Here is a 14,863-nt window from a genome sequence, read left to right on the forward strand (position 1 = left end):
GCGACCAGTGACAACCTTTCACCCTATCCTGATCGTGTAAACCCATTATCATTTATCCCTTCACGCCTCCAACAATCAGACCGCTGACAAAATGACGCTGCATGTACGGATACAATAGGATAATGGGTCCTGTTACCAGCATGGTCGTTGCCAGCTTCATCGTCTCACTTGGCAGCTGATCCACGACAATCTGAGCGTCTCTGACGGCATCCGTTACACGGGATAACATACGATAAAGCAGATACTGCAATCCCCATTTCTCCTGATCGGAAATCAGGTACAAACTATAACCAAACCAGTTATTCCAGTAACCCAGTCCAAGAAACAGTCCGATTGTTGCGCTAACAGGCTTCGAGAGTGGAAGAACAATCTGCCAATAGATTCTGAAATCGCCTGCCCCGTCGATTCGTGCGGACTCCATTAAGGAATTGGGGATGCTTTTGACATAGTTGCGGAACAGGAACACATTAAATGGAGAGAGCATACCCGGAAGGATAATCGCCCACAACGTATGATTGAGATGCAGCACATTGGCGACCACCAAGTAGGTGGGAATCAGTCCGCCGCTGAACAGCGTGGTAAAGTAGATAAAGAAAGCAACTTTGTCCCGGTGCTTAAAGTCCGGACGGGATAAAATGAATCCGCTAATGGACGTTGTCAATAATCCGAGAAACGTACCCAGCACCGTAACATAGATGGTAACAAGATACGCCCTGCCAATTTCCCCTCCCAGGGTGGTAAAAACAATCTTGTATGCATCCAATGTGAAATCCTGTGGCAGTAGTGAGTAGCCATTAACTACAATTTTGGATTCATCACTCAGTGATCCTGACAGCATCAGGATAAATGGAGCGACGCAGATTAGTGCTACCAAGCCAACAATGACCACAGCCATAACATCGAATATTTTCGAGCTTGCATCCACTTTTAACTTGTTCTTGTCAGATGTTGCAGCAAATTGTGCCATCAGGCTTCCTCCCATTCGGTTGACGATTAAAATAATGAATTTTCACGATCCACTTTACGAACAATTGCGTTTACCGTCACAACAAGTACCAATCCGAACATCGATTGATATAGCCCTGCCGCCGTTCCCAGTCCGAGACTGAAATTCACGGTTAATGAACGGTACACATACGTATCGATAATATCGGTTGCATTCAGCAGCAGTCCGTTGTTGCCGATTATGTTCCAGAACAGGTCAAATTGTCCCCTCATAATTCCTCCGATAGCAAACAAAACCAGGATGATAACCGTCGGCTTCAAAAGCGGCAGTGTAATGTACCGAATCCGTTGCCACTTGCTGGCGCCATCGACATAAGCTGCTTCGTATACGCTTTCATCAATACCCATAATAGATGCTAAATAAATGACCGTACCGTACCCTAGCCCCTTCCAGATTTCGATAATGACGATAATGAACGGCCAGACCTCAGGTGACTGGTAGAAGTCAAAGCGCTCGAAACCCAATGACGTAAAAACGTTATTAAATACACCATACTTGTAGTTGAACAGATTGTATACAATGGAACCAACCACGACCATCGAGACGAAGTAAGGCATGAACATCAGCGTCTGCGACGTTTTCATGAATTTCTTGAATGTCAGTTCCCTAAGCAGAACGGCCATGGCGATCTGACAGATGTTGCCGAGTACAATGAAGGCCACATTATAGAGCAGCGTATTGCGAGTCAATTTCCAGACAATCGAATCCCAGCCTCCTTTGAACAGGAACTCAAAATTTTTCAACCCCACAAAAGGACTGAACAGACCCTTGCTAAAGTCATAGTCGGTAAATGCGTTGTAGAGTCCCGCCATGGGAAGGTAGTTGAATAAGGTGAAAAACACGACTAGGGGGATCAGCATAATGTAATAGGTTTTGTGTTCCCTGAGGTCTGCAAAGCGCCTTTTCTTCTGTTTGAGCGCTTTTGTCATTGCTATATTTGGTTCTGCCATCGTATCACCCTTTCCTTGCTTCTTATTGTAGTCCGGCACGATACCTCTCTACTATTCGAATTTCACAAGATTTCTGGTACTTTTCGATGAAAATGCAAAACAAAAGCGACAGGTAAAAAATACCTGTCGCCATGCTCTCATCTTATTCGATAAAAGACTTTCGTCGTTTGCTTCGTTTACGGCGTCCAATGTTACCGCCATTGTTCTCTCTCATCAAAGTCATGTGCTGGCTTGTTTCAATTCATGTGCATCACGAAAAACCATGGGAACATTGATGATTACACTTGTGCCTGTCTCAGGAGCCGATTCATAATGCATTCCATCCGTTTCATTATAATAAAACTCCAGCCGTTTGCGGATGTTATGTACGCCGTATCCGCTGCCTTGATGGCGGTGTAGCCGAGAAGGGGATTGCTCTAAGCCAGGACCATCGTCAGTGATCACAATCCGTACTCGCCCTTCCTCTATGCCTCCCGTAATTGTAATAATGCCACTGCTCTCGGGCTTTTCCAGAATACCGTGTACAATCGCGTTCTCAACCAGCGGCTGGAGTGTAATCTTGGGCAACATACATTCCATTACCGCTTCGTCTACGTGTACATCGAATTGAATCTTGCCTTTGAATCTCTTCTGCTGAATGCTTACATAGATCTCAGATAAGCGCAGTTCATCTCTCAAGGTTACGAAGTCTTCCCCTTTGTTCAGAATCAACTTGTAATAATCAGAGAGAGCGTACACGACCTGCTGAACGTTCTGCTTCTCTTCTTTCTGAGCCATCCAGACGATCATATCCAGCGTATTATACAGAAAATGCGGATTAATCTGGGACTGCAATGCCCGCAGTTCTGCTCCTTTCTTATCCTGCCCAAGCCTGTACTGATTGTCCATCAGTTCCCTGACACTGTTAATCATATAATTGTAGCTGGATACCAGATGACCTACTTCGTCCTCCCTATTGGGAATATCCAGCGTGTTTAATCTGCCTTGCCGAACCTGACTCATTCTGTTCATAAGCAAAAAGATGCGACTCGTAATAGATTTCGTCACCGGGATGATGCATACCAATAGAGCTAGGCAGACAAGCAAGTGTACGAGGAGCACCTTGTTTCGCACCTTATTCACGGCTGTAGCTGCCGTATCTGGAGATATGACGGAATGCAGGAACAGATTGCTCGATCCAACTCTTGAATCTCGGACGATATAAGAGGAGTCACCTACTTTGACCTCTTCAAACTGATTTCGGCTCACCTGAGATCTGAATCCATTTCGTTGTTCCAACTCCGCATGTCCATTACTGAGGACCACTTCTCCCTCATCCGTATCCAAGTAGACCAGCTGCTCCATGGCTGAGTTCATGATATAGGGCTGAAGCTGAGGCAACTCCACACGCAGCGTTACAATGCCTACCGGCTCGGAATAGTCGTTAATATTCCACAGCACTCTTCCCAGCGCTAAATAACTCACGGACGATGTGCTGCTCTCATCTTTCATCATTACCCACACCGCTTCGCCGCCCCCTGCAACGATCTTCCTGACCCAGGGCAATGACGACACCTGGGCATATGGACGATACATCGTTGCATGTGGACCCGTTATGACGAAGTCATCATTAATATAATATACGATACCGTTAATCTCAGAATTTGTCTGAAGAATACGTGTATAATCCGTGATCCGTTCAAAGGCGGACAGCTGCTCCCACACCTGCATATGCTCCGGGTCTTTTGAGAAAACCGCATTGATCTGCTCGTCAATCGTAATCATCGACGACACTTCCTCAATGTGGGAGAATTTGCTGGACAGCAGTGATAAAGTTTGGTCAAAGCTTTGGTTGGCTGCATAGTTCTGTCCGGTGATTACAGAATTACGAAGTTCTCCGTATGTCGCCGAGAACGTAATCATCAGCGGAATAATGCCTGCGAGTGCCAACAGAATGACCAGCTTTTTTTGCAGAGATAGGTTGCCCAGCCACTTCAGAACCCTCATTGGGAAAACTTCTTTCGATATTCCACAGGCGTTACGCCCGTAGCGGCCTTAAACACTTTGGCAAAATATCCTGCACTGGCATAACCGGACATTTTCGAAATATCGATCATTTTGAAGTGCTCCTCAAGAATAAGTCTCTTGGCAAGCTCCAACCGATAGTCATTCAGATACTGCTTAATCGTAGTTCCTGTCTCCTGCTTGAAGAGAACACCAAGATGGGCAGTGGATAAGTGCACATGGTCAGCAATCTCCCTCACATCCAGGTCAACATCGCTGCAATGGTCAGATATATAGTTCATTACATTACGAATCAAGCCCGAATATGGGGATACCCGGGTGAACTCCTCCTGATACGCATGACACAGCTCAAGCATGTGATCCTTTACCTCAAGCATTGTACGGCATTCGTTCAACTGCTTCTCCACATCTTGAATCTGAACCATCTTCCCCCTGCGGATCAGTACACCATTTCTCTCCTTGAACAGCGCATTGACAAACGTGACAAACATGGACAGCACTCTTTCTCTTGCCTGATCCCCTTCTACCAGCACTCTGTTACAGAACGTCTCCATCCAGTCAATCAATCCTTCAGGTTCCTTCTTCAGCAACCGGTAGAATTCAGGATATATGTCGCTTCTGAGCCCTTGTGGTGCGTAATTCACCGGATCATATGTGAGATAACACAGATCTGACTTGAAAAAAACACGTTCCATGGCCAGCGCCGCTTCGCGGAAACTTCTGGATACTTCCTCCAGTCCGCCCACTACCTGACCAGCTGCAATACGAAGCTCGCTGTACTCCCTGCATAGCGTTTCTGCCAGTACCCTCACCATCTCCTCATCCGGTCGGGGCAGTGCCACGACAAGCAGCAAACGGTCGTAATCCAATTGCTCGGCGATGGTAGCAAGGTTATGTTGTTCCCAGTAGGTCTGGATGTTGACGGCATCAACCAGCATTTCCTTGTGGAACTGGGTTACGATCAGACATACATAGCTCGCATGTACCGGATAACCGATTTCCTGGGCTTTGCACCTAAGTTCATCAGCGGGGTGGGACTTCGTTCTCAGCGCATTAGCCAGCTTCACACGCTCCAGGTCCATCTTCTGATCCAACAGCAAATGCTGCGCCCTCCGCTCGGCGATATAATGTACTGTTTTCTGGATGGCGTTCTCCATCTCCGGCAACTTGATCGGCTTTTCCACATAATCGACGGCCGAGAGCTGAATCGCACTCTTCAGGTAAGCCACATCCATATACCCACTCATGAATAACAGCTTGCTATCTGGGCAGACTGCCACGAACTGCTCGGCAAATTCGATACCGTTAAGCTTCGGCATGCGTATATCCGTAATGACAATTTCGGGTCTTTGAGCGGTTGCAATACGTAAAGCCTTGGCTCCATCCTCGACCTGAAGCACCTCATGTACACCGAAGCTCTTCCAGTCGATAGCCTCCACTAGCCCTTCTCTTGTATAATCATCGTCATCGGCAATCAATACTTTCATCGCGATGCCCCCCCTTTTTACAATGTACAGCTAAGGCGTTCATTAAGATAGCGCTTACATTTATAAGTACGATCCGCTTCCTCGCCCTTTCTATCCTTCATATCGGTATAATATATCAACAGGGCCGCCCTTGGCTATCAATCAATTCTGAGAAATATCATTTTATCCATTTAAATCGGTCAAAAAATAATTAAGGTGGAATTAAGACTCTGTTTTCTCTCCAATAAGATTGGGCATATATGATAGAGAAAATACAGAGAGAGTATGTGAGAGATGATGAAAAAATTTCGCAGAAGATTATTTAAGACGTTTATATTCGGAGCATTGGCTTTACTTCTCCTTCTGGTTACGGGCTTGATCTATCAACAAGTGAGTACCCGTCAGGATCAGAAAACATTTATTCCGCCTGGCAAGCTCTACAGCATACATGGTGACAATATGCATTTATATACGGGTGGTCAAGGAGATGCAACAGTTGTCCTTGCATCCGGGTGGGGCACAGCTGATCCTTATGTAGACTTTTATCCGCTCTATGAAAAGCTTGCACCGTACACGAAATTCGCGGTTTATGATCGCTTTGGTTATGGTTATAGCGATATGACCGATAAGAAACGCGATGTCGATACCGTGGCAGATGAATTGCATGAGTTACTAGAGGTATCTGGGCAAAAGCCACCATACGTTCTGGTGGGCCACTCCCTCGGTTCGCTGGAAACACTCCGGTTTGCGCAAAAATATCCGGATGAAGTTCAAGGTATTGTCATGTTGGATGGGGGAAGTCCGGAATATTACGCCAATGACACTGACGATATAGCAAGTGTGATTGGTGGCTTCATGAACCAATTCCGGATCAAAACGGGTTTGTTTCGGTTGACTTTACAGTCTGACGCTGTTGTGGAAGCTTCCAATGCCAATCGCAACGGCCTGAAGTTTGTACCAGATGATCTGAAGAAAATAGATACCACGGCTCTATTGCTTAACTATGGGAATGCCAACACCGTGGATGAGTTGCGTGAAATGACAGCCAATGCCAAGGTTGTCGTCGACAACAAAAAGCCCTTCCCGTTTCCACTTACCATACTGACAGCAGATTACTTCGGAGCCAGTGAGCCGATATGGGATAAAACCCAAGCTGAATTTACGTCCTGGTCGGAACATTCCAAACATGTAACTGTTAAGGATACCGAGCATTATATTCATCAATATCACCCGGATCTTGTTGCCAATGAAATATTGGAACTGGTCAAGAAGTAGATTCCCTGAACAAACGCTAAACAAGCAGTACAATTCGTTTCAAAATAAAACCCTAACGATTCTGGTAATCGTCAGGGTTTTTATTTCGTTAGTGCCGTTACTGTGCTAGTGCCATCCTCGGTGTTAGCGATCTGAAATTTACTAATGCCTCTTGGACCTCCGTGGTCGTGAGACCGTGTCGATCAAAATAATGCACGATCTCCCCCAGGTCAGCTCCATCACCGCTGTATATCCGCTCAATCTTTCGAATAATCTCTTGTTGTAATCGCTCCCGTATCCGCAGGCAACTAACAGGTTCACATAGCCAAAAATCAGTTCGCTTGACCTCCCCTGTTGCAGTCCATAACAAATTCTCATATCGTATGACATCCCAATCACGATAACCTGCCTGAATCTGCTGAAGTTCTGTTGAAAACATATCATATATTAGATTGTGCGGTATGTGTCCATACGTTGCCCGATATTGTCTCAGATTGAATCCTTCGATCCATTCTGTCAGCACAAAATTCCCAGGAGCGTACGCATACAGTTCGGGAACATGAAGGTTGTTTTGCAATGACAAGAGCGCCTCACATTCCAATTCTCCATCCACTTTTCCACGAGGCGTATATACCTTAAGGCAGTACTCTTGTAAACGATAAACAACCGACTGCTTTCCCATTAGTGAAGCTTGCATGGTCAGATGACCATTTTTCTCATAACGATCTAGCAATTGTTCAATATTCGCAGGAATTGATTTAACGATTCTCATAAAGACGTCTCCTTGATTATAAAATACACTCTAAAACGTTTTCCTCTATCCGTTATCATTCATTAATCCACTCTCTATATTATCTTTAAAATTCCATATGAACATATACAATTTCACCAGAACATGAACTATTTGCTTTCAACATCGAGATTTATTCTTTTCGACTGGCAGGTTTATTTTCACTCTAATGGATGGAACCCGTTTCATGTCAAGGTACAAAAAAACGATGCCCTCTATTGAAGAGAGAGCATCGTTTCATTTCTTATGTGACTTTTAATTAATGCATAGGACCTTGTTGGCCCTGCTGAGCACCGACCTTAACTCGTTTTACGAAGAGTGAAGTGATCAGTCCAATCACAGCAAGAACCAGTGCGAAAATAAATGCATTTTGTACACCGGATGTGAAACCTGCCAACTGATTCTCTGGGCTCTCAGGATCCGTCACACCGCTCAAGAAGCGGGTCTGACCTGCGCTCAGTATACTTACCGCAACAGCTGTACCAATAGCTCCGGATACCTGCTGCAATGTATTCATGATCGCCGTTCCGTGAGGATAGAAATCAGGTGGCAATTGATTCAAGCCGTTGGTTTGTGCAGGCATCATAATCATTGAAATCCCGATCATCATGAAGATATGCAGCGTAATAATCTTGCCCAGAGTCGTTGTCGGAGTGATTCCAGTGTACAAGAAGAGTACAACAGTTACGATCGCAAGACCGATAATCACAAGCCACTTCGGACCGAATTTGTCAAACAGACGCCCCATAACCGGGGACAAGAATCCATTCAGCAAGCTGCCCGGCAGCAGAACCAGACCGGCAGTCAGAGCCGTGACCGCCATACCTTGTTGCAGGTACATCGGCAGGATCAGCATGGATGACAACATCATCATCATACAAAGGAAGATCAGAATCAAGCCGACTGTAAACATTGGATATTTAAATGCCCGCAGATCCATCATCGGCTGTTTCATTCTCAATTGACGGATGCTGAACAGCAGCAAAGATAATACTCCAATAACCAGTGTGGCTACAACGATAGGACTGGTCCAGCCACCGCCACTTTCCCCATGTCCTCCTGCACTACTGAATCCGTACACGATACCACCAAAACCAAGTGTGGAAAGCACAATGGAAAGAACATCAATTTTGGGCTTGGTCAGCTTCGAGATATTCGGTAAGAACAGCAAGCCGCATACCAATGAAATAATGAAGAACGGCAAGGAGATCCAGAAAATCCAGTGCCAGCTCAGATTGGCCAGAATCAGACCCGAGATACTCGGTCCACTTGCTGGTGCAAACATGATAACCAAACCGATCAATCCCATGGCAGCGCCACGCTTTTCAATCGGGAAGATAACCAATATAGTGTTGAACATTAGTGGCAGTAACAGAGCTGTACCTATAGCTTGCAATACCCGCGCCACCAACAGAATTTCAAAGCTCGGTGCAATAGCAGCAACTATCGTTCCTGCAATCGAAAAAATCAGAGAAGTCGTGAACAACTGTCTCGTCGAAAACCATTGTAACAGCATACCGGAAACCGGCACCAAAATACCCAAAACGAGCAAATAACCTGTAGTTAACCACTGAATGGTAGTAGGTCCAACTTCGAGCAAGCCCATAAGCGGTGTCAATGCCACATTTAGTGCCGTTTCACCGAACAGACCAATAAAGCCGCTAAGTAACATGGCGAATAAAATCGGAAATACTTTATATTGTTTTGTTTCTTGTTGATCCTGTACAGAACCAGCCTTCATGGAAGCCTCCACGATCCCATCCTCCTCAAACAATCTGACGATTTCTATTTCTCTTTACGAAGCTTATTGCTTCTCTTTTGCATTCTTCGCCACAACGGACAAATAATCAGCAGCCGTCAGCAAAGGCTGTTTGTCCTGGTTGGTCAGGCTGATAATTAATGCGCCCTCCATTAAGGAAATGACGAGTAGTCCCATCTCTTGTGCTTTCTTTTCACCTATGCCATCCAAAATCAGATGTTTCGTAATGATTTGCTGCCATCCTGCAAACACGTCCTGACAGGCAATTCGCAATTGTTGACTGATGCACGAGGTCTCCACGGCTGCCCAGAAACTAAATGGAAGAAAACCCGTAAAACCTGCCGCCTCCGTTTCAATGGCTAAGTCATGAATAAATTGCTGAATGGCATCCCCCGTATTATCATGAGCAGCAAACACTTCTTCAAACTTCTGCAGAATGTTTTCATTGGCTTTTTGAATGCACTCATGAGCGAGCTCTTCTTTGCCATGTGGGAAATAATGATATAACGAGCCTTTTGGCGTACTGCTCTCCTTAATAATCTGATTTAGACCGGTCGCATGATATCCTTGTGAAAAAAACAGTCTGGCTGCTGTGCTGACGATTAGTTCTCTAGCATTAGACTTTTCACTCAATAAAGCCACATCCTTAAATGAATTATAACAATCGGTCTATATAATTAAAACCGTTTCAAAAAACACTGTCAACCCTTATATTTCGGCCAATATTCGTGATAGCGCTATCAATTCAGTGCACGGAAAGAACAGGAGCGAATTATCCTTGATAACATTTTAAAAACATAATATCCTATTGAAATAGTATGCATTAACCATGATATACTGATCATTACAATAATGAATAGAAAGGTGTTGCCATGGAAATGCGAATGATCAAGACCTTTCAAACGATTGTAAAGCTCGGGAGCTTTCAACAGGCAGCAGAAGCTTTGCAGTATTCACAACCCGCCATTACACTGCATATGCAGAAACTTGAGGCTGATCTGGGTATGAAATTACTGGATAGAGGCAAAAAGATTAAATTGACGGAAGCGGGGAAAATATTTTACGCCAGAGCCGATCAGCTTCTGAAGGAATACGAGTATTTGACAAATACGATCACCGACATTCAACAGGGACAAGCGGGGTTTGTACGAATTGGAGTATCCGAGCCAACAGCCAGCCATCGGCTTCCTGCTATTCTGTCTTCTTTTGTAAAACAGAATCCGAAGATTAAGCTCAGCGTGCGCATCGGGGACAGCAAGCTTCTTAATGAACTGCTAATTGATGAGCAGCTTGACTTTGCCGTCTGCCCTTCTCCTGAGACGAGTATGGAAACCGAGTTTCAACCGCTGCTTTTTGAACCGATGGCATTGCTGTTGTATGATTCACATCCATTTGCTCAGGGTGATGAAATCCATTTGGCAGATCTGAAAGGACAACAATTTCTGTTCACACCCCCCAATTGCCCGATTCGCATCCGTATTGAGCAGCTATTGGCCGAGAAAATCGACAGCGATTATCAGGGAATCGAAATAAGTAATATCCGGTCTCACAAATATTATGTACAAGCCAAATTAGGCATAACTATTGCTCCGATTGCAACAATCTGCCCAGCCATTCCCGGTACTGTTATCCAAAAAATTGCCGATCTCAAGGTTGGGCCCATTGCAGGCATTTTGCGTAAGCGAAATATACCGCTTGGTTCCGCGAGCGAAAAGCTGATGCTCGACATTCGAGCTGCGCTGCTTCAGAGCAATTTATATGTTCCTGAATTTGAACTCCCTTCCCAGCTGGCTATGCCATAGAATTGACTCACCAGCTGCCATTCTATTTTCTTTTTCAGGGCGCAAACTACTACTTGAGTCTGCCTGCCGTGCGTCCACCATCTACCGTTAGTATGCTGCCTGTAATAAATGAAGCCTGGTCAGAAGTCAGATACAATATCGCTTGGGGAGCGTCATCTGGACCTGATGTTCGGCCTAGCGGTGTAATTTTAATCATATGTTCCGTATGCTCCTTCGTCATCACACTAACCTCACTGCCGGGTGCATAACCCGGCACAACTGCATTTACCCGAATGCGATAGGGGGACAACTCCAGGGCAAAGGTTTTGGTCAGCATCTCGATTCCTACTTTCGAAACCGAATAATTCCCCATGCCGACACCTGCGGTGGAAGCTGCCCCAGAACTTATATTAATGAAGGAACCTTCGACCTCGCTCGCAATCATCTGTTTGGCAAAATGCTGAGTAAGCAGAAATGGTGCTGCCAGATTTAGATCCATCGTCTCATTCCAATGTTGAAGCGTCATGTTCATGAGTGTGCGGTATGGATATATTCCCGCATTATTGATGACGATATCCGGCGCTTTCCATTGCTGTTCGACCACTTGAACCAATTCATTAATGGACTTTTCATCCACAAGATTCGTTACATGCCAATGAACATCCACTCCCTCCTGCTTCAGCTCATCTACTGTATTCCTTAGTGCATCCTCCCGGATATCGGACAGATAAAGGCTCGCGCCTTCGGCGGCGTATGCTTGTGCAATCCATTGGCCAAATACACCTGCCGCTCCGGTAATAACTACCTTTTTCCCTGCAAATGTTCGTTCCGGCATGACTGTCGCTCCTCTATACCATGATGTTCTTGCTGTAAACAGGCTGCTTCACCTTGGGTTAATTCCAAACGAGATTCTTTCCGGCCTCCACGACAAGTCGCTCTGCCTGCTTTATCTCATAGCCAATTCGATTCACCTGACGTATAAGTGATGTTTGGAGTCTGAAAAAGGCTTCACTGCCTACTTCGGCTACCGCCAGAAGTTCGATGTCTGACAGCGCAGGCACAAGTGTATGACTGCCTGCCGCATCATGATCATACCGGCTGCCTCGAACATAATTGATGGGAACCAGCCATCTGCTAAGTGACAATATCGTTCGGTTCGCTTCTGTAACAGAAGCATCCGCCAGGGACGAGGAACCTATCCGGTCATAGAAATGGTCTGTGGCATTCTGTAGCTGCTGGACCCTGCTTGTTAAGCGCGAAAGATCAAGCTTGTCTCCGATAAGCTCTCTATAATAGCCCATTCGTTCGGAAAGGGTTCGGATCGCGTGTCTCTGATCAATTGGAATAATGGGAGCAGAGGCAGCATTATAGACGGCAGCTACGTACACTTTGCAATCACGGGCCAGATAATCTCCATCAATTTTATCCAGCGTATCCTCTGTCGTATGCCACCACCAGCCAAACCAGCCCTCAGGCTGATAGGACAGCCCCATAAAAGCAGACGGAAGTCCAGCACCCCAGAAAGACTGATCTCCCGACCTTCCAAACGGAGAACCGCGAAAAGGTTCATCCGTTACGGTGCGTATGGCATCAGCACATAGTGTCCGTGTCTCTGACATTGTATTGGCTGCACCGAGGTGACTCGCTCCCTTGGCGCCCACGGAATCAATATTGATATGCAACACCCCGTTTTCGTGCAAATCTTCCCAATGAAGATCGCTGTATAATGCAGAGCCGGCATATCTGCCGTGGGAATGGCCTGACCAAAATGCGAACCGAACGGAGCGCCGCAGCGTGTTACGATGCAATGATAATACCCGTGCCGTCTCCACCATGACGGCATTGGCGGAGCCGTTATCCATCGCCCCATAATGCCATGAATCCACATGTCCGCTAAACAACACAAAGGATTCTGGTTCTTCCGTCCCCTTTATCTCAGCAATCAAGGTCGGAATGTTCACCCAGTCTGTGCGCACTTCCGCGGTCAACGTAATCTCTACATTCTCTCTTTCTTCCACGGCGATTAAAGACTTGATCTGCTCTCCATCTGAATGGTTGACCGACAGAACCGGAATAGACGGATAGCCATCATCCTCTGGTGTCGGATTTCCCCACACGGAGGAAACGATCATTTCATGCGTGTACGGACCGCTATTGATAAATATGACCGCTACTGCACCCAACTGCTGCAAACGATAAATCGTGGGCCCATTCGCAAGCCCATGAACGACCACCGCATGACCTGTCACTTGATTGGCCCAGTCGGTCTGGTCTATATCCATTAGCTCAATGAATCTCAGAAGTGTGCTCAACTGTTCCGTCTTGGCTGACATGGAGTGCGTAATAGCTGCAAAAGAAATGCCGCCGACCTTAAGTTCTGCTCTGACAGGGATACTGATGTAGGCTTTGTTAAACGTAAGCTCGGTGGTCAACCCAAAATCCTCAAGCTGTTCCTTAATATAATGGAAAGCCCGTAGTTCCTCTTCGGAACCCGACAAACGAATCTCCTTCGCAATCTGTCTGTTATATTCAAGCAGGAGATCACGGTCGATCTCATGCAGTATGGAGTGCACCTCCGACTGTTGCTTCAACTCAGTCATGTCGATTCCCTCTCTCCTCATTGCCTGCTGCAACACCCAGGGCAACCCTTGATTCATCATCACTGCTCTGGTTCAAATAACGGATGGCTGTTTCTCCAAGAACCGATATTCCTGTAACAATCGCTTGCTCATCAAAAATAATGGAATCACTGTGAAGGGGAAGCTCTGAACGGGCATCTTCTTCTGTTATTGTGCCGAGTCGGAATATGGCACCCGGCACAAATTCGAGATACGCACCAAAATCTTCGGCGCCCATGGATGGCTCCTTCAGATACACCACGGCCTCCCGGCCAATAGTATCTTCCGCTGCCTGTTCAATCACATCGACGATATAATCATCGTTTATTACAGGAGAACCGCCGCGGTAGTAATCAAATTCCGCTTTACCACCGAACCCTTCGGCAATGGCCTCAATGAGGCGCTTCATATATACGGGCACAGCTTCACGCGTCTCAGGATTGTGCGTACGAATGGTACCTCTGAGTTGAACCTCCCCAGCGATAACGTTATACGCATTGCTATTGCTTTGCAGTTTCGTAATCGAGATGACGGAAGAATCAAGTGGAGACAGGTTTCGGGATACTACCGTTTGCAACGCAGTTATAATCTGGGCAGCAATGATGACCGGATCGATGGTTCGATGTGGATAGGCAGCATGTCCACCTTTTCCCGTCACTCGAATATCAAAAGCATCTGCCGCTGCCAGCATGGCCCCTTTTCTCAAACCAATCTTGCCAGCAGGCAAATCCGGCCACACGTGGAGCGCAATGATCGCATTCACTTCCGGATTATGCAAAACACCTGCAGCAATCAGATCCGTTGCGCCTCCCTGAACTTCCTCTGCAGGCTGGAATATAAACTTCACTGTTCCCTGAAGCTCATCCCTGTGCTCACTTAATGCCGCTGCTGTTCCAAGAAGAATGGCAGTATGCACATCGTGCCCACAAGCATGCATCACCCCTTCGCGAACGCTGGCAAACGGCAATCCTGTCTGCTCTACGATAGGCAGTGCATCCATATCGGCACGAATTCCAATGGTTCTTCCCTCGCGTCCACCTTTCAAAAGCCCAACAACCCCTGTGCCGCCTACACCCGTCTCTACTTCGAGACCAGCATCCTCCAAAAATTGAGCAACCAGCTTGGCTGTTTCAAACTCCTGGTGACCAAGCTCAGGATTCTGGTGAATATGGCGGCGAAGCCGTATAGCCTCGTCCTTCCACTTTTCGGCTGAACTACGAAAACTCATTGTTTCA

At 46.3% G+C, this 14,863-nt stretch carries 12 protein-coding genes; 2 read left to right on the plus strand and 10 right to left on the minus strand.

Annotated features, from left to right (window positions below; all coding sequences use genetic code 11):
- Positions 1 to 52 precede the first annotated feature (52 nt).
- The 4 genes from CRO25_RS06425 to CRO25_RS06440 all read right to left on the minus strand — a co-directional run bounded on the left by CRO25_RS06425 (position 53) and on the right by CRO25_RS06440 (position 5,447).
- Positions 53 to 967, minus strand: coding sequence for a carbohydrate ABC transporter permease (locus tag CRO25_RS06425; RefSeq protein WP_256863592.1), 915 nt, complete (start codon positions 965 to 967; stop codon positions 53 to 55).
- Between the two features lie 26 nt (positions 968 to 993).
- A complete protein-coding gene (locus tag CRO25_RS06430; RefSeq protein ID WP_256863593.1) occupies positions 994 to 1,956 on the minus strand; it encodes a sugar ABC transporter permease in 963 nt (320 codons plus the stop codon).
- 219 nt (positions 1,957 to 2,175) lie between these two features.
- Positions 2,176 to 3,942: a sensor histidine kinase gene (locus tag CRO25_RS06435; RefSeq protein ID WP_079694378.1), complete on the minus strand. Its 1,767-nt coding sequence runs from the start codon at positions 3,940 to 3,942 to the stop codon at positions 2,176 to 2,178.
- A complete protein-coding gene (locus CRO25_RS06440; protein ID WP_079694379.1) occupies positions 3,939 to 5,447 on the minus strand; it encodes a response regulator in 1,509 nt (502 codons plus the stop codon). The genes CRO25_RS06435 and CRO25_RS06440 overlap by 4 nt, the downstream gene beginning before the upstream one ends.
- Before the next feature lie 273 nt (positions 5,448 to 5,720).
- Between CRO25_RS06440 and CRO25_RS06445 the strand changes: the two genes are divergently transcribed.
- A complete protein-coding gene (locus CRO25_RS06445) occupies positions 5,721 to 6,701 on the plus strand; it encodes an alpha/beta fold hydrolase (protein ID WP_256863594.1) in 981 nt (326 codons plus the stop codon).
- Positions 6,702 to 6,798: 97 nt separating this feature from the next.
- On the opposite strand, the gene CRO25_RS06450 is transcribed toward CRO25_RS06445, so the two are convergent.
- The 3 genes from CRO25_RS06450 to CRO25_RS06460 form a co-directional block, all read right to left on the minus strand.
- The gene (locus CRO25_RS06450; RefSeq protein WP_079694380.1) at positions 6,799 to 7,452 is read right to left on the minus strand and encodes a hypothetical protein; all 654 of its coding nucleotides are present in this window, start codon (positions 7,450 to 7,452) and stop codon (positions 6,799 to 6,801) included.
- A 277-nt stretch (positions 7,453 to 7,729) separates the two neighbouring features.
- Complete coding sequence (locus tag CRO25_RS06455; protein WP_064640890.1) at positions 7,730 to 9,211, minus strand: DHA2 family efflux MFS transporter permease subunit; 1,482 nt, start codon at positions 9,209 to 9,211, stop codon at positions 7,730 to 7,732.
- Positions 9,212 to 9,274: 63 nt separating this feature from the next.
- A complete protein-coding gene (locus tag CRO25_RS06460) occupies positions 9,275 to 9,862 on the minus strand; it encodes a TetR/AcrR family transcriptional regulator (protein WP_063563558.1) in 588 nt (195 codons plus the stop codon).
- Between the two features lie 245 nt (positions 9,863 to 10,107).
- Between CRO25_RS06460 and CRO25_RS06465 the strand changes: the two genes are divergently transcribed.
- Positions 10,108 to 11,031, plus strand: coding sequence for a LysR family transcriptional regulator (locus CRO25_RS06465; RefSeq protein ID WP_179132101.1), 924 nt, complete (start codon positions 10,108 to 10,110; stop codon positions 11,029 to 11,031).
- A gap of 49 nt (positions 11,032 to 11,080) precedes the next feature.
- On the opposite strand, the gene CRO25_RS06470 is transcribed toward CRO25_RS06465, so the two are convergent.
- The 3 genes from CRO25_RS06470 to CRO25_RS06480 are packed head-to-tail and all read right to left on the minus strand — an operon-like array spanning position 11,081 to position 14,856.
- Positions 11,081 to 11,845: an SDR family NAD(P)-dependent oxidoreductase gene (locus tag CRO25_RS06470; RefSeq protein ID WP_079694382.1), complete on the minus strand. Its 765-nt coding sequence runs from the start codon at positions 11,843 to 11,845 to the stop codon at positions 11,081 to 11,083.
- A gap of 58 nt (positions 11,846 to 11,903) precedes the next feature.
- Positions 11,904 to 13,610 carry a M28 family peptidase gene (locus tag CRO25_RS06475; protein WP_079694383.1) on the minus strand — a complete coding sequence of 569 codons (1,707 nt, stop codon included), beginning with the start codon at positions 13,608 to 13,610 and terminating at the stop codon, positions 11,904 to 11,906.
- A complete protein-coding gene (locus tag CRO25_RS06480; RefSeq protein ID WP_079694384.1) occupies positions 13,603 to 14,856 on the minus strand; it encodes a M20 family metallopeptidase in 1,254 nt (417 codons plus the stop codon). Before CRO25_RS06480 ends, CRO25_RS06475 begins: the two co-directional genes overlap by 8 nt.
- Positions 14,857 to 14,863: the final 7 nt, after the last annotated feature.

The organism is Paenibacillus sp. RU5M (genome assembly GCF_900221055.1).
Classification (GTDB): Bacteria; Bacillota; Bacilli; order Paenibacillales; family Paenibacillaceae; genus Paenibacillus; species Paenibacillus marchantiae.

Coding starts and splice junctions, on each gene's coding strand:
- CRO25_RS06435 (WP_079694378.1), bottom strand. CDS start 3,942: ATGAGGGTTCTGAAGTGGCTGGGCAACCTATCTCTGCAAAAAAAGCTG.
- CRO25_RS06455 (WP_064640890.1), bottom strand. CDS start 9,211: ATGAAGGCTGGTTCTGTACAGGATCAACAAGAAACAAAACAATATAAA.
- CRO25_RS06465 (WP_179132101.1), top strand. CDS start 10,108: ATGCGAATGATCAAGACCTTTCAAACGATTGTAAAGCTCGGGAGCTTT.
- CRO25_RS06425 (WP_256863592.1), bottom strand. CDS start 967: ATGGCACAATTTGCTGCAACATCTGACAAGAACAAGTTAAAAGTGGAT.
- CRO25_RS06445 (WP_256863594.1), top strand. CDS start 5,721: ATGATGAAAAAATTTCGCAGAAGATTATTTAAGACGTTTATATTCGGA.
- CRO25_RS06430 (WP_256863593.1), bottom strand. CDS start 1,956: ATGGCAGAACCAAATATAGCAATGACAAAAGCGCTCAAACAGAAGAAA.
- CRO25_RS06450 (WP_079694380.1), bottom strand. CDS start 7,452: ATGAGAATCGTTAAATCAATTCCTGCGAATATTGAACAATTGCTAGAT.
- CRO25_RS06440 (WP_079694379.1), bottom strand. CDS start 5,447: ATGAAAGTATTGATTGCCGATGACGATGATTATACAAGAGAAGGGCTA.
- CRO25_RS06475 (WP_079694383.1), bottom strand. CDS start 13,610: ATGACTGAGTTGAAGCAACAGTCGGAGGTGCACTCCATACTGCATGAG.
- CRO25_RS06480 (WP_079694384.1), bottom strand. CDS start 14,856: ATGAGTTTTCGTAGTTCAGCCGAAAAGTGGAAGGACGAGGCTATACGG.
- CRO25_RS06470 (WP_079694382.1), bottom strand. CDS start 11,845: ATGCCGGAACGAACATTTGCAGGGAAAAAGGTAGTTATTACCGGAGCG.